Annotated in this window: 15 protein-coding genes and 1 tRNA gene; 12 read left to right on the forward strand and 4 right to left on the reverse strand. The window is 52.0% G+C overall.

The window, feature by feature from the left end:
• Window positions 1-389: 389 nt before the first annotated feature.
• Window positions 390-465 (reverse strand) — tRNA-Arg (locus VB081_RS07175).
• Between the two features lie 461 nt (window positions 466-926).
• On the opposite strand from VB081_RS07175, the gene ilvB reads away from it, so the two are divergent.
• The 9 genes from ilvB to VB081_RS07220 all read left to right on the forward strand — a co-directional run bounded on the left by ilvB (window position 927) and on the right by VB081_RS07220 (window position 11626).
• The gene (gene ilvB / locus VB081_RS07180) at window positions 927-2591 is read left to right on the forward strand and encodes a biosynthetic-type acetolactate synthase large subunit (RefSeq protein WP_323400143.1); all 1665 of its coding nucleotides are present in this window, start codon (window positions 927-929) and stop codon (window positions 2589-2591) included.
• 64 nt (window positions 2592-2655) lie between these two features.
• Window positions 2656-3153, forward strand: a complete 498-nt coding sequence (gene ilvN / locus VB081_RS07185; protein ID WP_323400155.1) for an acetolactate synthase small subunit — start codon at window positions 2656-2658, stop codon at window positions 3151-3153.
• Window positions 3154-3312: 159 nt separating this feature from the next.
• Complete coding sequence (gene ilvC, locus VB081_RS07190) at window positions 3313-4305, forward strand: ketol-acid reductoisomerase (protein WP_323400156.1); 993 nt, start codon at window positions 3313-3315, stop codon at window positions 4303-4305.
• Window positions 4306-4307: 2 nt separating this feature from the next.
• A complete protein-coding gene (ilvD, locus tag VB081_RS07195) occupies window positions 4308-5957 on the forward strand; it encodes a dihydroxy-acid dehydratase (RefSeq protein ID WP_323400144.1) in 1650 nt (549 codons plus the stop codon).
• Between the two features lie 164 nt (window positions 5958-6121).
• Window positions 6122-7627, forward strand: a complete 1506-nt coding sequence (locus VB081_RS07200; RefSeq protein WP_331676004.1) for a 2-isopropylmalate synthase — start codon at window positions 6122-6124, stop codon at window positions 7625-7627.
• Window positions 7628-7713: 86 nt separating this feature from the next.
• Window positions 7714-9294 (forward strand): citramalate synthase, encoded by a 1581-nt coding sequence (cimA, locus tag VB081_RS07205; protein WP_323400145.1) that lies wholly within the window; start codon window positions 7714-7716, stop codon window positions 9292-9294.
• A gap of 29 nt (window positions 9295-9323) precedes the next feature.
• Window positions 9324-10580, forward strand: coding sequence for a 3-isopropylmalate dehydratase large subunit (gene leuC, locus VB081_RS07210; protein ID WP_323400146.1), 1257 nt, complete (start codon window positions 9324-9326; stop codon window positions 10578-10580).
• 167 nt (window positions 10581-10747) lie between these two features.
• Window positions 10748-11239, forward strand: a complete 492-nt coding sequence (gene leuD / locus VB081_RS07215; RefSeq protein ID WP_323400147.1) for a 3-isopropylmalate dehydratase small subunit — start codon at window positions 10748-10750, stop codon at window positions 11237-11239.
• Window positions 11240-11248: 9 nt separating this feature from the next.
• A complete protein-coding gene (locus VB081_RS07220; RefSeq protein WP_323400148.1) occupies window positions 11249-11626 on the forward strand; it encodes a VOC family protein in 378 nt (125 codons plus the stop codon).
• A 56-nt stretch (window positions 11627-11682) separates the two neighbouring features.
• On the opposite strand, the gene VB081_RS07225 is transcribed toward VB081_RS07220, so the two are convergent.
• The 3 genes from VB081_RS07225 to hisC all read right to left on the reverse strand — a co-directional run bounded on the left by VB081_RS07225 (window position 11683) and on the right by hisC (window position 15379).
• On the reverse strand, window positions 11683-13338 hold the full coding sequence (locus VB081_RS07225) for a sensor domain-containing diguanylate cyclase (RefSeq protein ID WP_323400149.1): 1656 nt from the start codon (window positions 13336-13338) through the stop codon (window positions 11683-11685).
• A 122-nt stretch (window positions 13339-13460) separates the two neighbouring features.
• Complete coding sequence (locus tag VB081_RS07230) at window positions 13461-14288, reverse strand: prephenate dehydrogenase (RefSeq protein WP_323400150.1); 828 nt, start codon at window positions 14286-14288, stop codon at window positions 13461-13463.
• Complete coding sequence (gene hisC / locus VB081_RS07235; RefSeq protein WP_323400151.1) at window positions 14285-15379, reverse strand: histidinol-phosphate transaminase; 1095 nt, start codon at window positions 15377-15379, stop codon at window positions 14285-14287. The genes VB081_RS07230 and hisC overlap by 4 nt, the downstream gene beginning before the upstream one ends.
• A 99-nt stretch (window positions 15380-15478) precedes the next feature.
• Between hisC and VB081_RS07240 the strand changes: the two genes are divergently transcribed.
• The 3 genes from VB081_RS07240 to nifJ all read left to right on the forward strand — a co-directional run.
• Window positions 15479-16003 carry a DNA-3-methyladenine glycosylase I gene (locus VB081_RS07240; RefSeq protein ID WP_323400152.1) on the forward strand — a complete coding sequence of 175 codons (525 nt, stop codon included), beginning with the start codon at window positions 15479-15481 and terminating at the stop codon, window positions 16001-16003.
• 26 nt (window positions 16004-16029) lie between these two features.
• On the forward strand, window positions 16030-16935 hold the full coding sequence (locus VB081_RS07245) for a zinc dependent phospholipase C family protein (RefSeq protein ID WP_323400153.1): 906 nt from the start codon (window positions 16030-16032) through the stop codon (window positions 16933-16935).
• A gap of 111 nt (window positions 16936-17046) precedes the next feature.
• The coding region (nifJ, locus tag VB081_RS07250; protein ID WP_323400154.1) for a pyruvate:ferredoxin (flavodoxin) oxidoreductase at window positions 17047-19845 on the forward strand (2799 nt) is incomplete at its 3' end.

Here is a 19845-nt window from a genome sequence, read left to right on the forward strand (position 1 = left end):
GAATCCAGAGGTCATAAACGAAATTTTGAGAGATTTTTTGAGCGAGGCTGTTAGCAATCCAAAATACCAACACAAATAACATTTTGTTAGCAAAGATTACACAAAACAGACTTCTTATTAAAATTAAGAAATTGTCCAGGAAGCGCGTGGTTAAAATGAAGAAGCGAGTATTTACTTTTGATATGGAATGCTTACATTTAAAGGCGATATTCGTTCTTAGGATGGAACAAAGACTAAATAGTCGAGTGGTTTTATTAGCAAAACTTGACATTTTTCGGGAAAATCTTAGCGTGAAAAACGATCATTTTGGGATGAAAAATGCCAGTCTGTAATATGACAATTACTAGCTTGTATTTCTCTCTAATCCCGCACTGTTATGCGGTTTTTTATGGCACCCCGGAGACGATTCGAACGTCCGACACCTGCCTTAGGAGGGCAGTGCTCTTTCCCCTGAGCTACCGGGGCCTATTCAATTGGTTAACACCTCTTACAAACTTAGGAGGGGCTTGTTATATCCATTTAACTACGGAGGCATATATTCAACAGCCATGCTAAGCAGTGAAGCAGTACGCAATTTATTCTAATATAAATGTGCGTGTTTTGCAATTATTTTGTTTGATTTGACAAAAAAATGTTGACATTAAGTGTGTAGAGCTTTATCATAAATAGCATAAATACGAAAGAAGTAAGAAAAATGAATCATAAACAATCTTACAATTTCATCGTCGTCCTTATTAACCTTATTAGCCTCGTCATTATTGGCAGAGCGAATAAGGCTTATTGCGGTTGTGCCGGAGGGGCATGAGTAAGGACTGAGTTAGAAAGTAATTCAAGGCCTGCGCAAATAAGCGCAGGCCTTTTTTATTAGGTAAGTATGGCGGCAGAAAACGCCGTAAGATAATCAAGAACATTTGGAGGACAATGTAGTGAAATTGACAGGCGCACAGATCATAATGGAATGTTTAAAGGAACAGCAGGTGGATACGGTTTTTGGATTTCCGGGCGGAACCGTCATACCGATCTATGATGCGCTTTATCATTACCCGGAGATCAACCATATCCTGACCTGTCATGAGCAGCACGCGGCGCATGCGGCGGACGGATATGCGCGCGCAACGGGGAAACCCGGCGTGGTGATCGCGACGAGCGGCCCGGGGGCGACCAACCTTGTAACAGGGATCGCGACTGCATATATGGATTCTGTTCCGATGGTGGCGATCACGGGAAATGTAGAGCAGAAAAACCTGGGGAAGGATAGTTTTCAGGAAATCGACATTACGGGCGTGACCATCCCGATCACCAAGCACAATGTGATCGTACAAAGCATAGAGGATCTGGCAAAAACGATCCGCGAGGCGTTTTTTATTGCACAGAGCGGCAGGCCTGGCCCGGTTTTGGTGGATATCACAAAGGATGTAACGATAGAGTCTTGTGAATATACGCCGCAGAAGCCAAAAGCGATCACGCGCGTAAGCCATTTTAACACGGCGGACATCGCGGCAGCGGCAGCAGCGATCAACGACAGCAAAAAGCCTTTTATTATGGCAGGCGGCGGTGTGATCGCTTCGGACGCGGAGCAGGGCCTGCGCAAGCTGGCAAAAAAGTTAAATGCGCCTGTGACGATGACGCTGATGGGACTGGGAGCATACCCAGCGGGCGATGAGCAGTATACGGGCATGACCGGCATGCACGGAACGAAGGCTTCGGCGTTGTGCACGACGCACTGTGACCTGTTGATCACGATCGGCGCACGCTTTTCCGAGCGTGTGACTTCTGACCGCATGAAGTTTGCAAAACAGGCGAAGATATTGCATATCGACATCGATCCGGCGGAGATCAATAAAAATATCACGGCTGATTATGAGGTGATTGGCGACGCCAAGGCGGTTTTAGAAGCATTGCTGCCTAAAGTGAAGCAGAAAACGGATAAAGAGTGGCTTACGCAGGCGATGGAGTGGAAGAAAAAATATCCTTTGGACAGGGCGACGAAAAATGCTCGTTTCCCCAAGAAGGTGATCCAGGCGATGCAGGAAGCGGCACCCGATGACGCGATCTTTACGACGGAGGTGGGACAACACCAGTTGTGGTCGGCACAATTCTTGAAAATTGAGCAGCCGCGGCAGTTTATCACATCCGGAGGATTGGGGACGATGGGCTTTGGTATGGGCGCGGCGATGGGTGCGGCGATCGCTACGGGCAGGCAGGTGGTGAATATCGCCGGGGACGGAAGCTTCCATATGAATTTGCAGGAGATCGTGACTGCAGTGAAGCACCAATTGCCTATCATGATACTGGTGATGAACAACAACGTGCTCGGAATGGTGCGTCAATGGCAGAAGATCATGTTTGACGGACGATATTCGCAAACGACCTTAAACCGTCCTACCGACTATGTGAAGCTGGCGGAAGCGTTTGGCGCGTGCGGCGTGAATATATCGGGCGAAAAGGACTTGGCGGGCGCTTTCAAAAAGGCGTTCGAATGTAAGGGGCCGGTGATCGTGCAGTACGACATCAGCGAGGACGAGAATGTTCTTCCTATGGTGCCCGGAGGAAAGACGTTCGACAGCATCATCTTAGACTGGGAAAAATAATGGTGCGCGTGGATAAGGGACGTTATATAATGAAGGTAAACAGAAATAAAGGAGAACTCTCATGATTAGAAGATATGTACTTTCCGTACTGGTACAGAATACATCCGGCGTGCTTTCAAAGGTCACGGGGCTTTTCTCCCGCAGGGGGTACAACATCCGTTCCCTTTCCGTCGGAGAGACGCACGACCCGAAGGTATCGCGCATCACGATCGAGATGGTCGGGGACGAAAGCGTGCTCGAGCAGATACAAAAACAGCTTGATAAGCTGGTGGACGTCATTACGATCAAGGGATTGCGTTCCAGCTCGTCGGTTTATAAAGAACTCATCTTAGTGAAGGTGAAAGCGCCTGATAAGAAGCGCGCGAATATCATCGAGCTATGCGACATTTTCCGTACCAAGATCGTGGATATTGGGAAAGAAACAATGATCATTGAGCTGTCCGGATCGCCGGAAAAGAACAAAGCGCTGATGGACCTTTTGGCGGAATACGGTATCATCGAAGTGGCACGTACGGGCATCACGGCGCTGCAACGCGGGGAGAGCTCGCTGCATGACGCATGAAATGTCCAATTTGACAGAGTTGTAAACGATAGGAAAATTGTGACAGTTCAGCGGTTCTTTTTCCCGCAGGGAAAACAGAACTTCATATAGAATCCTAGAGCACCCAAAGGTGCGCTATAAGATATTATAAAAATTAATTGGAGGCAAGACAAAATGAACATGAAAATGTATTACGACAGGGACTGTAATCTCTCGCTTTTGAAGGGCAAGACCGTTGCCATCATTGGCTACGGCAGCCAGGGCCACGCACATGCGCTGAACCTAAAAGAAAGCGGCGTTGACGTAGTGGTAGGACTATATGAGGGCAGCCAGTCCTGGAAATCGGCGGAGGAGGCGGGACTGAAGGTCATGACCAGCGAAGACGCCGCAAAGGCAGCCGACGTCGTAATGATCCTTGTGCCGGATGAAAAACAGGGCAAAATCTACGAGGGCATCGCGCCTTATATGACGGAAGGAAAGTCCCTCGTGTTTGCACATGGATTCAACATTCATTTTGGGCAGATCGTTCCGCCTAAGGATGTGGACGTATGGATGGTTGCGCCAAAAGGCCCCGGCCACACGGTGAGAAGCCAGTTTGAGGAAGGAAAAGGTGTTCCGTGCCTGATCGCGATCCATCAGGATGCGACGGGAAAAGCGCGTGACTTGGCGCTTGCGTATGCGAGCGGGATCGGCGGCGGACGCGCGGGCATCTTTGAGACGACGTTCCGTGAGGAGACGGAAACCGATCTGTTTGGCGAACAGGCAGTGCTTTGCGGCGGTGTTTCTGAACTGATCAAGGCGGGCTTTGATACGCTTGTTGAAGCGGGCTATGCGCCGGAAATGGCATATTTTGAATGCTGCCACGAGATGAAACTGATCGTTGACCTGATCTTTGAAGGCGGCCTTTCGCGCATGCGTTATTCCATTTCGGATACGGCGGAATACGGCGATTATGTAACAGGTAAGCGCATCATCACCGAGGATACGAGAAAAGAAATGAAAAATGTTCTTTCCGAGATACAGGACGGCACGTTCGCGCGCGACTGGATGCTTGAAAACGAAGTGAAACGCCCGCACTTTATCGCTATGAGAAACATCGGCAAGCTGTCGCAGCTTGAAAAGACGGGCGAGGAGTTGCGCGGAAAGATGAGCTGGCATAACAAGGATAAATAATAATGAATAGTGATAATATCAAAACAGGCGCACAACGTGCGCCGCACCGCTCCCTGCTGTATGCGCTGGGGCTGACAAAAGAGGAAATGGAACGCCCTATCATTGCGGTAGTCAATGCGCAGAGCGAGATCATTCCCGGCCATGTGCACCTTGATACGATTGCGCAGGCAGTGAAGGACGGTATACGAATGGCAGGCGGTACGCCCATCGAGGTTCCGGCTATCGGTGTGTGCGACGGCATCGCGATGAACCACAGGGGCATGCATTATTCGCTGCCCTCGCGCGAGCTGATCGCCGATAGCGTGGAAACGCTGCTGGTTGCGCATGCCTTTGACGGGGCGGTACTCGTCCCTAACTGCGACAAGGTTGTCCCCGGTATGCTGATGGCAGCCGCACGGGTGAACATCCCGGCGATATTTTGTTCGGGCGGCCCGATGATGGCGGGAAGCTTCCGCGAGGAAAAGACGAGCCTTTCCAGCATGTTTGAAGCGGTCGGCCAACACGCAAGAGGCGCGATCAGCGACGGCGAGCTGGAAGATTTTGAACAAAAGGCATGCCCCGGATGTGGAAGCTGTTCGGGCATGTATACTGCGAATTCCATGAACTGCCTCACAGAGGTGTTGGGCATGGGGTTGCCCGGAAACGGTACGATCCCGGCGGTGATGGCGGCGAGGACTGCGCTTGGCAAGCACGCAGGCATGCAGATCATGAAGCTGGTGGAGCAGAACGTGTGTCCGCTCGACATCATGACTCAGGACGCGTTCACAAACGCGATCACAGTGGATATGGCGCTTGGGTGCAGCACGAACAGCATGCTGCATTTGCCGGCCATCGCACATGAATGCGGAATCAAAATTGACCTGCATCAGGTCAATGAGATCAGTGAAAGAACGCCTAATTTGTGTCATCTGGCACCGGCGGGACATCATTACATCGAAGAACTGAACGAGTGTGGCGGTGTTTCGGCGGTGATGGCGGAGCTTGATAAAAAAGAGCTGATACGCGACAACAAAACAGTAGGTGGCAGCGTGAAGCAGCGCATCCAAAATGCTAAGATCAAGGGAGATGTGATTCGCCCGATCGACGATCCTTATTCCGAAACAGGAGGCATTGCCATACTGTACGGAAACGTAGCGCCAAACGGCTGCGTGGTCAAGCGGTCGGCAGTTGCGCCGGAAATGCTGAAATCGTCATGCAGGGCGAGAGTGTTTGACTGTGAGGAAGACGCGAATGCGGCGATCCTTGGCGGAAAGATTGAAAAAGGCGACGTGGTCGTGATCCGTTATGAGGGGCCGAAGGGCGGCCCGGGCATGCGTGAGATGCTGGCGCCGACATCCAATCTGGCGGGGATGGGTCTTGATAAAGAGGTTGCGCTTTTAACGGATGGACGGTTTTCCGGTGCGTCGCGCGGTGCGGCGATCGGACATGTTTCCCCCGAAGCGGCGGCAGGAGGCCCTATCGCCTATATAAAAGAAGGAGATATCATAGAAATCGATATCAATGCATACTCCATCAACTTAAAGGTCGGCGATGACGAATTTAAGGAACGACTTACGAACTCGCAGTTAAAGCCCCCGAAGGTATCGACGGGCTGGCTCGCGAGGTATGCAAGAATGGTAACGAGCGCCGATACCGGCGCGGTGTTGGAATAGAAGCATAGTTGAACGGGCAGACGAATAAAGTCCGGTATTGTATTTCCCGGCGTATGCGAGTTAGACGACGCGAAGCGTGTCTGTTGTTTGAGCAAATAGACGGGACAATACATAGCGGGCTTGGCGTTATGCCGAGTCGTTTATAGAAAAGGAGTATATAGATCATGAAAACCATTAAAATATTTGATACGACGCTGCGGGACGGGGAACAGTCTCCTGGATGCAGCATGAACCTGGCGGAAAAGATCGAGATCGCAAAGCAGCTGGAAATGCTGAAGGTAGATATCATCGAGGCGGGCTTTGCGGTATCCTCCCCGGGGGACTTTGAGAGCGTGGCTACGGTCGCGAAAACAATCAAGGATTGCAGCGTCGCCTCTCTCAGCCGTTCTGTCAAAAAGGACATCGACGCTTCGTACGAGGCGCTCAGAGAAGCGGTCGCGCCGCGCATCCACATTTTCTTGGCTACGTCGCCGCTGCACATGCAGTATAAGCTGAAGATGAGCGAAGAACAGGTTCTCACGCACATCAAGGAATCCGTTTCCTATGCGCGGACGCTGGTCAGTGACGTGGAATTTTCGGCAGAGGACGCTTCGCGGAGCGACATGGCATTTTTGGCAACGTGCGTCAAGACTGCGATCGACGCGGGAGCAAAGACGATCAACCTGCCGGACACGGTGGGCTATGCCCTGCCGCAGGAAATGTACGACATGATCGCTTATATGAAGCAAAACGTGGAAGGCGTTGACGACATTGATTTGGCTGTGCATTGCCACAATGACCTTGGGATGGGCGTAGCGAACTCGCTGGCAGCGGTCGGCGCGGGCGCGACGCAGATCGAATGCACGATCAACGGCATCGGCGAGCGCGCGGGCAACGCATCTCTCGAAGAGATCGTTATGGCCATCCATACAAGAAGGAATTTGTTTGACGCGGATACGCGCATCAATACCAAGCAAATCTACCGTTCTTCGCGGCTGCTGTCAAAGATCATCGGCGTTTCTATCCCACCGAACAAAGCGATCGTTGGCGCGAACGCGTTTGCGCACGAAAGCGGTATCCACCAGCACGGCGTATTGGCGAAGCGTGAAACGTATGAGATCATGACGCCTGAATCTGTCGGGCTGACCACAAACAAAATGGTGCTGGGCAAGCATTCCGGCCGTCACGCGTTCGACGATTTCTTAAAGGAGCTGGGTTACAACCTGAGCAAGGAAGAGCTGGACAGTGCGTTTGTGCAATTCAAAGATTTGTGTGACAAGAAAAAAGAAGTCACGGAATATGATGTGGAGGCTTTGGTCGCGCAGAAGGCCGCTAAGGTCGTGGAGCATTTCCGCCTGAAGCAGTTTGTCGTCAACAGCGGCAATACGATACAGGCAACGGCAAACGTTACGCTGGAGGATATGAACGGGGAAATGCAGGAGCAGGTTGCTCTCGGGGACGGCCCTGTTGACGCGGCGTATCAGGCGATCGAGCAGATCGTCAAGATGCCGTTGAAGCTGAACAACTACAAGATCAACGCGGTATCGCATGGCGAGGACGCTCTCGGTGAGGTTGTTGTCAAGGTTTCCTCGGACGAGCGCACGGTCACCGGGCGCGGGCTGTCGACAGACATCATCGAAGCTTCTATGCTGGCGTATATCAATGCGGTCAACAAGTTGTTAGGGGCATAGATATTCTGATTCCGGCGGAGTGATGTTGGCGCTTACAAGCGACCGGAACGACGACGGTAAGACGGACAGATTAAAGGAAAAAAGATATGGGTAAAAAAATCTACACGTTCGATTCCACCCTGCGCGACGGTATGCAGGGGGAAGGCATCGCCTTCTCGGTGGAAGACAAATTGAATATCGTGCATGCCTTAGACGAGCTGGGCATCGATTATATTGAGGCGGGGAACCCGGGGTCGAACCCAAAGGATTTGGAATTTTTTCGCAGGATCGCCACAGAGCAGCCAAAGCACGCGAAGCTGTGTGCGTTTGGCAGTACGCGGCGCAAAAACATTGAGCCGGAGGAGGATGCGAACGTATGCAGCCTTCTTGAGGCGGACACGCCTGCGGTTTCGATTTTCGGAAAGTCGTGGGACCTACACGTGCTAAAGGTGATCAATACGACGCTGGAAGAGAACCTGAATATGATCGAAAGTACAGTCGCGTATATGAAGCGGCACGACAAATACGTGGTGTTTGACGCGGAGCATTTTTTTGACGGATATGCGGCGAATGAGGAATATGCTATGCTGGCGCTTGACGCTGCTGTTCGGGGAGGTGCGGACGTGCTTTGTCTGTGTGATACGAATGGCGGGACGTTCCCTACGGATATCGCGGACATTACAAGGCGCGTAGTGAAGACGTTCCCTGAGGCGGAGGTGGGCATCCATTGCCACAACGACACAGGTATGGCGGTCAGCCAGACCATGATGGCAGTTGAGGCGGGCGCAAAGCAGGTGCAGGGCACGTTTATCGGCTATGGGGAGCGCTGCGGAAACGCGAACCTTTCCACGATCATTCCTAACCTTGAACTCAAGCGCGGCTATACTGTGCTTGGAAAAGAGAACCTGAAACGGCTCACGGAAACGGCGCGCCAGATCGCGGATATCTCCAATATCTGGCTGCCGTCGGGTAGTCCGTATGTGGGATCGAGCGCGTTTGCGCACAAGGGCGGTATGCACATCGACGGTGTGAAGAAGATTCGCGAAAGCTTTGAGCACATCGACCCGCAGAGCGTGGGCAACAACCGCCGCTTCCTGATGAGCGAGGTATCCGGCAAGGCGACGATCCTAAAAAAAATACAGCGTGTGGAGCCGTCCGTACAGCAAAAAGACCCGGTAGTCGGGCAGCTTGTGGATAAGCTCAAGCAGCTCGAATACGAAGGGTACCAGTTTGAGGCTGCGGAGCAAAGCTTTGAGCTGGTGATCCGCAGGATGCTTGGAAAATACAAGCAATACTTTGAACTGGAATATTTTAAGATTATCGGCGAGCAGCCGCTTAAGGACGCGGAATATCCTTCGTCCGCGATCATCAAGGTCAGGGTGGGGGACGAATCCCGCATCACAGGCGCGGAGGGCGATGGCCCGGTGCATGCGCTTGATCTGGCATTGCGGGGCGCGCTCAAGGGATTTTATCCTGCGCTTGAGAGTATGCGGCTTGTGGACTATAAGGTGCGCGTGCTGGAAAGCTCGGCGACAACGGCGGCAAAGGTACGTGTTTTGATCGAATCCACAGACGGAAAACACCGCTGGAACACGGTAGGCGTTTCTACAGATATCATCGAAGCAAGCTTTTTGGCGCTCACGGATTCCATCGAGTATAAGCTCGCCCTTGATGAGAGCAAAAAATAATTTTTAAAGATAGAAAGTAGGTAGGACATATGGGCATGACAATGACGCAAAAAATACTGGCAGCGCACGCGGGGCTTCCGAGTGTTGCGGCGGGACAGCTGGTCTCCATCAAGCTGGATATGGTGCTGGGTAACGACATCACCTCGCCTGTCGCGATCCGCGAGTTCAACAAGACGGGCAAGGATGTATTCGACAAAAACAAAATCGCGCTGGTAATGGACCACTTTACGCCCAACAAGGACATCAAGGCGGCGGAGCAGTGCAAGCTGGTGCGCGAGTTTGCAATGAAGCATGGTATTGTGAACTTCTTTGATGTGGGAGAGATGGGCATCGAGCATGCGCTTCTGCCCGAAAAAGGGCTTGTCGTCGCGGGCGACGCCGTCATCGGCGCGGATTCGCATACGTGTACGTATGGCGCGCTGGGCGCGTTTTCCACAGGCGTTGGTTCTACGGATATGGGAGCGGGCATGGCGACCGGCAAGGTATGGCTCAAGGTACCGCAGGCGATCCGCTTCAATTTGAAGGGGGCGCTCAAAAAATATGTGAGCGGCAAGGACGTGATCCTGCACATCATCGGTATGATCGGCGTAGACGGCGCGCTTTACCAGTCTATGGAATTTGGCGGGCCGGGGCTTGCGTCGCTCACGATGGACGACCGGCTGTGTATGGCGAATATGGCCATCGAGGCAGGCGGCAAAAACGGTATTTTTGAGGTGGACGAGCAGACAGTAGAATATCTGCGCAGCCATTCCGACCGTGAATTTACGGTGTATGCGCCGGACGTAGACGCGGATTATGCGCGCGTGATCGACATTGACCTTTCACAGATCAAGTCTACAGTAGCATTTCCGCACTTGCCGGAAAACACCAAGACTATTGACGAGGTGGGCGACATCAAGATCGATCAGGTGGTGATCGGCTCGTGCACGAACGGCAGGATCAGCGACCTGCGGGCGGCGGCGGACATTCTTGTGGGCAGGAAGGTCTCCAAGAATGTACGTACGATCATTTTCCCGGCGACGCAGGCGATCTATCTGCAGGCCATGGAAGAAGGGCTGCTGAAAATATTTATCGAGGCGGGCTGTGCAGTCTCTACACCTACATGCGGGCCGTGTCTTGGCGGGCACTGCGGCATCCTCGCGGAGGGCGAGCGTGCTGTGGCGACCACCAACCGGAACTTTGTGGGCCGGATGGGGCATGTGAAATCGGAAGTTTACCTGGCAAGCCCGGAAGTGGCGGCGGCCAGCGCGGTCGCGGGCAAGATCGCTTCGCCGACTGAGCTGTAGAGCAGAAAGCATATAAGCGCTTAATTATTACGTTCGTCAGAAACAAATTGCTTTTCTGAGCAGGAATGCGAAAGAAAATGACCTTGTGCAAAAGGGGCACGCGGGGGAACAGCATGTTCCGCCCGCGAAGCGAACGCAGTGAGCGCAACTAAGAAAGGATTACAGGAATGAATGCAAAAGGAACTGTTTTAAAATACGGAGACAACATCGATACGGACGTGATCATCCCCGCGCGTTATTTGAATACGTCGGATGCGAGAGAGCTTGCGTCGCACTGTATGGAGGACATCGATACGGAATTCGTAAAAAAGGTCAAGCAGGGCGACATTATGGTGGGCGGCAGGAACTTCGGCTGCGGCTCGTCGCGCGAGCACGCGCCCATTGCCATCAAGGAATCGGGCATCAGCTGCGTGATCGCGGCGAGCTTTGCGCGTATTTTTTACCGTAACGCGATCAACATTGGCCTTCCGATCCTCGAATGTGAGGAAGCTTCTAAGGAGATCAAAAATGGGGACGAGGTAGAGGTCGATTTTGATACCGGAGAGATCCGCGACTTAACGACTGGAAAGGAATACCGCGCGCAGCCGTTTCCGCCGTTTATCCAGAATATCATTGCGGCCGGTGGGCTGATCGAGGCGGTCAAGCAGGATAAGCTGTAAGGGGAAAATATGGCTGTGATCAAGAAGGTCGATCATATCGTCATCACGACGGCACATATGAAAGAATGCCTTGCATTTTATGAGAAGCTTGGCTTTTCGGTGAGGGATGCGGGCGGACGGTATGAGCTGTTTGCGGGTGACTTTAAGATCAACGTACACGCAGCAGGTGCGGAGCTTTCGCCCCACGCGGCGCAGGTGACACCGGGCAGCGCGGACTTGTGCTTTGAGGTGGACGGAGACATCGGTGGATGGAAGCAAACCCTTGAAGCGTGCGGGATCGCAATCGAGCTTGGGATCGTCAGGCGGCACGGCGTAAGCGGGAAGATGGATTCCATTTACCTGCGCGATCCGGACGGGAACCTGATCGAATTGTGCAGTTATATCTAATGTAAGTGAAAAGGGCAGGAAGAAAATTCCTGCCCTTTTTTATTGCGGGGAACGGATTAAAGAGACATATTTTCATTGTGCTGCAATTTTTTCTTATAGGCATACATCAATTTATCCGCACGGCGCAGGGTATCCTGTAATCGCCTGTCACGCTTTGCGTCGAACGCGGCACAGCCGACCGCGAAAGTATAATAGGGCGTGTCTTTTATCGAAGAACGGTAGGCGCGCAGGCGTTTTAAGATACGCGCGGCATTTTCATGGGAGGATTTGAGGATGACGACAAATTCGTCACCGCCGATACGGAATATTTCGCCGTTCTCATCAAATTCTTTTTGCAGGATATTGGCGCTTGCACACAGGTAGCGGTCGCCTTCGCTATGCCCAAGACTGTCGTTTACCCGTTTTAAGTGATTGAGGTCGATCATGAAAATATGGATCGACGAATTTTTGTCTTTGTTCAGGCGTTCGATCATGCCGTCAAAGGCAGTGCGGTTGTCAAGGTTTGTCAGGGAATCGGTATAGGCCATCTTGCGGAATACGGACTGGCGTTCGAGCTGCTTTCTGGTGTCGCGCGTTTCCACCGTCCATACGTAAAGCATGCACAGCGTAAAGCCAAGCAGGCCGATTTCGAGCGCGGAGAATTTTAGGAAGCCAAAGGACAGCAGGAAATACAGCACCATTTCAAGGATGGCGCTTACAACGAGGATCAGAACGCCGATACGCAATACCTTTAAACTGAGGGAATCGCCCTCCTGATTTTTGAAAATACTTGTTATGATGCAGACGAAATCAATGATGAGCAAAATATGGAACACAAGGAGCGTTTGCGTGAAATCGACCAGCCGCGCGGTATGCAGGATGCATGCGGTGATGAAAAAAACGATACCCGCAAGCAGGCAAACATTGAGCGGGCGGTTGTCGGTGATGTGCAGCCGCGTTTGTACAAAACGGATGACTGCGAGGGGCAGCAGGAAGAACGTGATAAAATCGACACCATTGATAAGCAGCAGGTCGTTGGTAAAGAATTGAAGCAGACCGGAACGTGCTAAAATCCATATGGCAGCCAGCAAAGAAAGCGCGGCAAGAGCCGGAGCGCTTTTGGTATGTTGGGTCGTGCGCATATTTCTGGCAATCAGCACGTAGACAAAGACAGAGACCAGGATGAGGACGGCGATCAGCGTGAACAGGCGGCCTTGTACAAATTGTTGAAAGAAGACCGAACCGGGCATGAGAGAAGCATCGGACAGGCTTACGGCGGGTGTGCCCTTTGCAAGCTGTACCACGATGCGGACGTCTCCCGGGCCGCCTGGCAGATCGATGATATGGTAGCCGCTGCCTACGCTTAAGTATCCGTCGTTTGACGCAGCAAAGCCATATTCGTATATTTTTTCGTCGTTGAAGTATACGGAAAAGGGCGAGGTATAGATCTGGATGCACAGGGCGTCTCCGTTTGCGTTGCCCTCGTCTGGGATGGTGTTTGCAAAGGTGACTTCTTCACCGGGCGTACCCAGATAGCTTAGGGTAGTGATCTGATCATTTTTCGTTTGTCCGCCCGCGGTGACGCTCCATCCGTCGGAAAGAGGATAGACTGAATCGGAAGCGGACGGCGGGGCGGGAGCGATCCCGTTATAAATAAGAGTGATGACAAGGCATACAAAAATAAAGACGGACAGGACGACGCTTATTCTTTTGGAAAACGGTTTTGAGAACAAAGCATGCCTCCTGTTGGAAAGTCGGTTTTCATAATTATTATTTCTTATAATGATATGCGGAAACACGCTGAAATGCAAATAATAACGTTTGAAAAAGCGCATAGATAAAGGGATGGCGGTACTTAGCGGATTTCTTTGTTCAGGCGTTCTTTTTTTTCGCTGCCATCCGCAAGCATCGCACACAAATTGCGCTCATTTTGGGTGAGGATCGCATTGCGCAGCGCGGTGATGTTAGCAATCAGCTCGTCGATCTCGGCGGTGAGGATGTCGCCGTTCATCAGGAAAAGCTCTGTCCACATTTGGGGATCTAGCCTTGCGACACGCGTGAGATCCATAAAGCTGCCGGCGGAGAAACCACGGAAATCCTGCGCGGCTTCGCTTTTGACATATGCGTTGGAGACGATATGCGCAAGCTGGGAGGTATAGCCGATCACCTCGTCGTGCTTGCGTGCGGAGCATTCCGTAATGCGCGCAAAACCGAGCTCGCCCATGAGCTGTGCGAGCTCTGCTCTGGCATTGCTGTCCGTGTGGTCTGTGAGCGTGATGATGAAGCTTGCACCCTGATAGAGGTCGGCATCGCTATGCACAAAGCCGCCGGTCTCCTTGCCGGCCATAGGGTGCGTGCCCACGTAACGCAGGCCGCGCTCGTAAAGCGGACGAGAGACCTGATCTTCAACAAAGCGTTTGACACCGCAGATATCCGCGATGATCGCGTTTTCTTTGAATTCTGTGTGTAGCATGTAATCGATACTCGCCTGCGGGAAAAGACATACGAAAACGATATCGCAAGCGGACGTATCCGTATCGCAGTCGATCGCGCCGGCGGCATATGCGTCGCGCAGCGTTTTAGGGTCTGTATCTACACCGCAGACGGTGTGGGAAGTATATTTTTTGAGGGCACGTGCGAGGGAACCGCCCATGAGCCCGAGCCCGACTACACCTATCTTCATATGATCTCCTTTAGTGCGGCGAGGAACGTTTGCATATCTTCTGGTGTGCCGATGGTGACGCGCAGATAATCCTTTGTGCGTTTGCCGTCGAACCAGCGGACGAGCACGCCTTTTTCACGCAATTTTTGGAATACCTCCTTTGCCGGCACAGTATCGCACTTCATGAACAGGAAATTTGCGTGGGAGGGAAGGCATTTGACCCCCATTGTATACAGCGCGCCCACGGTATCGGTACGCGTATCCATGATTTCCTTGATCGTTTTTTCGTAGTATTGCGTATCCTCGATCGCGGCGGCGGCGCCTGCCTGTGCGAGGCAGTCTAAGGGATAGGAGTTGAAGCTGTCCTTGACCGTATTCAGGGCGGCGATCAGGCTTTCGTCCGCAATGACGTAGCCAACGCGCAGGCCGGCTAAGGCATGGGACTTGGAAAGCGTACGCACGACCGCTATGTTGCGGTATTTGGAGACAAGAGGGATTGCGCTTTGTGCGCCGAACGCGCCGTAGGCCTCGTCCACCACGAGCACGCCCTCTGTTTTTTGCGCGATACGTTCGATATTGCTTGCGGGAATCGCCACGCCTGTTGGGGCGTTGGGGTTTGCGAGGACAACACCGCGCGCGCCGCACATTTTCCCTACATCGACCGTGAAATCGTCACGAAGGGGGACGATATCGAGCGGGATATCAAACAAATCCGCCCACACGGGGTAAAAGCTGTAGGTCACGTCCAGCGTGCGCAGGGCAAAGGGCGTTGTTACATTGGGAAACCAGTTGGAGCTTTCCTGCCCCGCGGTATAGATGTTTTGGAAAAAGGCCGCAAAGCACAGCGCAAGCGCCTCGTCCGAGCCGTTGGAGCAGAACACCTGGGCGGGCGATACGCCGTGGTGTGCGGCGACGACCGCGCGAAGGGCGTCCGAATCGGGCGATGGATAAAGCCGCAGGCCGCCTACCGCCTGCGCGACCGCCTGCGCCACTTTGGGGCTTGGCGGGTAGGCGTTCTCGTTGGTATTGAGCTTGATAAGCTGTTCTTTCGGTTGTTCACCCGCCGTATATGGCGTTAAACTTTTGGCTTTATCGCTCCACAGCGTTTTCATGGCGATGCTCCTTTTCGACAGTAGGTTAAATTATGAAATCTGTATAAATTCTATCACAAAATCGAGATAAATTGTGTGAAATGTGTTAAGATAAAATCTATGGATATAAAAACAGACAGGAAACGCTGCAGTTGGGCGACGGACGATATATTGATCGATTACCACGACAACGAGTACGGAAAAATCAAATCGGACAGCAATTCGCTTTTTGAAAAGCTGTGCCTGGAGAGTTTTCAGGCAGGGCTATCGTGGCGGACGGTTCTTATAAAAAGGGACGCTTTTCGGAGGGCGTTTTTGGGTTTTGATATTGGTAAGTGTGCAAACCTGACGGACGAATATCTGGAATCGCTATTGCAGGACAAGGAGATCATCCGTAACCGGAAAAAGATTTTTGCCGTGCGGGAAAACGCGCGCGCTGTCCTCCGCCTGAATGCTGAACATGGGAATTTTTTCCGCTTTGTATACGGCTTCAAAAAGCCGGAGCAGCTCTTAAAGGCTCTTAAGCAAAACGGGTTTGTGTTCGTTGGGTATACGATCTGTGAATCTTTCATGCAGAGCATCGGTATCATCGAAGCGCATGAAACGGATTGTTTTTTACACACGCCGTCTAACCAGATGATCTGAAATAAACACAGCAGGTGAAATGACATATGCCGACAACGCTGACGCATAAGACCGCGGCGGACAACATTTTAAAGCAACTGGAGCACACACCGGCGGGAGAACTGATCGAGAGGGAGATGCCCGCATATTATTCCGGCTCGCAGGGCGGGGATATCTTTTTGTTATACAAATTTTACTTCTTCCTGTGCGGCGCAAAACAGAAAATGCTTGGATGGGCGCTGCACTATACTCGGCCGCAGCGTTTTTTTTGCGAGAGCGCGAAATATTTAAAGGAGCACGGCAGCGATACGCTCAAAAGCTATTTTTACGGCTATATCACGCACTATTGCCTCGATATGCTGCTGCACCCGTGGATCAACAAGGAAACAAAGCCTATGTCCACGCACAACACACTTGAGTGTGCGCTGGATATTTTATATGCACAAAAAAGCGGCGTAGACGCTTATACGTTTGACAAACAGAAATTCGCGCGTGATATTTTTGTGGATACCGGCGAGATCGACGAATTCTATAAGCATATGGCCTATCTGTTCCCCGGGCTTAAGGTGGACGAAGCGCCGTACACCAAGGCGAGCAAATACTATATATATTACAACGGCCTCGTCTCGCAGCCGACCAAAAAGGATTTGTGCAAGCTAAGGCTTTTGAATGTCATTTCACAGCTCAAATTAAAAACGATGCTTTATCATCCGCTCGAAGAATATGAAGGCCTTTATGATTACGAGTTTTATTTTGGACTTTTGGACGAGGCGGTCAGATGGAGCGTGCGGCGCATTAAACTTGTGCAGGCATATTTTGAGGGTAAGGTGGATATGACACAGCTGCAAAGCGAATTTTATAACGTCTCGTTCCACGGTAAGTCCATCATCCCGCAGGAGGAGCGCAAGCCGTTTAAGAGGTTATATAAGAAGGCGCCGTTAAAGAGGGGCTGAAACGCCCTGTAAACGCCCTTTGTTCCTTGACTTTTACATGTGAAAAATACTATAATTATAATGTTGTGAACAATTTGAATAATATATATAAAATTAGGAGGTCACGATTCAATGGCAAAACAAACAATTGACGGTAATACCGCTGCCGCGCATGTCGCATATGCGTTTTCTGACGTCGGCGCGATTTACCCGATCACTCCTTCTTCGCCAATGGCAGAGTCCTGTGATGAATGGGCGGCTGTGGGAAGAAAGAACATCTTTGGACAGACAATGAAAATCTCTGAACTGCAGTCTGAGGCAGGTGCGGCAGGCGCGGTTCACGGTTCTTTATCGGCGGGTGCGCTGACGTCTACCTTTACGGCGTCGCAGGGCCTGCTTTTGATGATCCCGAACATGTATAAAATTTCCGGCGAGCTTCTGCCGGCGGTGTTCCATGTATCGGCAAGGGCGCTTGCGGCGCACGCGCTGTCTATCTTCGGCGACCATGCGGACATCATGGCTGCGCGCCAGACAGGCTTTGCGATGCTCGGAGCGGCTTCCGTACAGGAAACAATGGATATGGCTGCGATCGCGCACCTTTCTACATTGAAAGCAAAGGTACCGTTCGTACATTTCTTTGATGGATTCCGGACTTCTCACGAGGTTTCCAAGATCGAAATGCTCGAATATGAAAAGCTTGCGGAAATGGTAGATTGGAAGGCGATCGACGACTTCCGCGCAAGAGGTATGAATCCTGAACATCCGCACCAGCAGGGTACGGCGCAGAACCCGGATATCTATTTCCAGAACAGGGAAGCTGCGAACAAATATTACATGGCGACTCCCGCGATCGTGCAGGACACAATGAACGCGTTTGCGAAGATGTTTGGCAGACAGTATCATCTGTTTGACTATATCGGCGCTGCGGACGCAGAGCATGTCATCGTTGCGATGGGCAGTGGCTGCGACGTGACGGAAGAAGCCGTCAACTATCTGAACGAACAGGGTGAAAAATACGGCCTGATCAAAGTTCGTCTTTACCGTCCTTTCGACGCAAGCGCTTTTGTTGACGCGATCCCGGCTTCGGCTAAGACAGTCACTGTGCTTGACAGGACAAAAGAACCGGGCAGCTTAGGCGAGCCGCTTTACGAAGATGTTGTAACGGCACTGTTCGAAGCGGGCAGGAACATAAAAGTCCTTGCGGGACGTTATGGCCTCGGCTCCAAAGAATACACGCCTTCCATGGTCAAAGCGATCTTTGACAACATGAAGGCTTCCGCACCGAAAAACCACTTCACGGTCGGTATCGTAGACGATGTGACGAACACATCCCTAGACATCAAAGACGAGATCGATTCTTCGCCGCATGGTATGTTCTCAGCGAAGTTCTACGGACTCGGCTCTGACGGTACGGTAGGCGCCAATAAAAACTCCATCAAAATCATCGGCGACCACACGGATATGTATGCGCAGGGGTACTTCTCCTATGACTCCAAGAAATCCGGCGGCATCACGATTTCGCACCTGCGTTTTGGGAAATCCCCCATCCAGTCGGCTTACCTGATCACGCAGCCCAACATGGTGGCTTGCCACAATCCTTCGTACGTGATCCGTTATGACGTACTCGAGGGCATCAAGGAAGGCGGCACGTTCCTTCTCAATTCACCGTGGAGCGACGCGGAAATGGAAACAGAGCTTCCGGCAGCGATGAAGAACATCATTGCCAAGAAGAAGCTGAAATTCTACAACATCGACGCGATCAAGATCGCGGGCGAGATCGGCCTTGGCGGCAGGACGAACATGGTTATGCAGTCCGCGTTCTTTAAGATCGCGAACATCATCCCGGAAGCGGACGCCATCGACTACATGAAAAAGGCCATCAAAAAGACGTATGGCAAAAAGGGTGACGAGATCGTCAACATGAACTATAAAGCGGTAGACGCGGGCATGGCTGTACAGGAAGTCAAATATCCCGATAGCTGGGCGACGACCACGGAGGGCGCTGCTCCGGTAGCGGTTCCAGATGACGCTTATTATCGCGATGTGGTGCATCCGATCCTTATCCAGAAGGGCGATAACCTTCCGGTTTCCGCTTTCGATCCGCGCGGGTTTGTACCGCTTAGCACGACGAAGTACGAAAAACGCGGGATCGCGGTCAATGTGCCGCAGTGGCAGATCGACAAATGTATTATGTGTAACCAGTGCTCGTACGTTTGCCCGCATGCGGCGATCCGTCCGTTCCTCGCTGACGAAGCTGCAATGAAAAATGCGCCGGCAGGCTATGAGACGAAACCGGCACGCGGCAAAGACGGCTACAGCTACCGCATTCAGGTTTCTCCGCTCGATTGTACGGGCTGCGGAAACTGTGCGGACATCTGCCCGGCGAAGGAAAAGGCTCTGATCATGAAGCCGTTCGCGGAAATGGAAAAATCGCAGGCTGCAAATTGGGAATTTGCCGCTGCGCTTCCCGAGCCGAAGATCGAAGTCAAAAAGAACCTTGTTCCGGAAAGCCAGTACTTAAAACCGCTGTTCGAGTTCTCCGGCGCTTGTGCGGGCTGCGGCGAAACACCGTATGTCAAGCTCGTTACACAGCTGTTCGGCGACAGAATGGTCATCGGTAACGCGACGGGCTGCTCGTCCATCTATGGCGGTAGCGCTCCGACGTGTCCGTACACGGTAAATGACGAAGGCAGAGGCCCGGCCTGGGCAAACTCGCTGTTTGAAGACAATGCGGAATTTGGCTATGGTATGAACCTTGCGTTCACAGCACGCCGTGACGCATTGAAAAATCAGGTGCAGGCGGCGATCGACGCTGAGGGTGAGAAAGATCCGGCAGTTGTGGACGCAATGAAAGCATGGATCGAGGCTGCTGACTTAGGAGACGAATCCAAAATCGCATCCGCGAACCTTGTGGCTGCGCTTGAGAAGGTT

This window comes from Christensenella sp. (assembly GCF_034927525.1).
Classification (GTDB): Bacteria; Bacillota; Clostridia; order Christensenellales; family Christensenellaceae; genus Christensenella.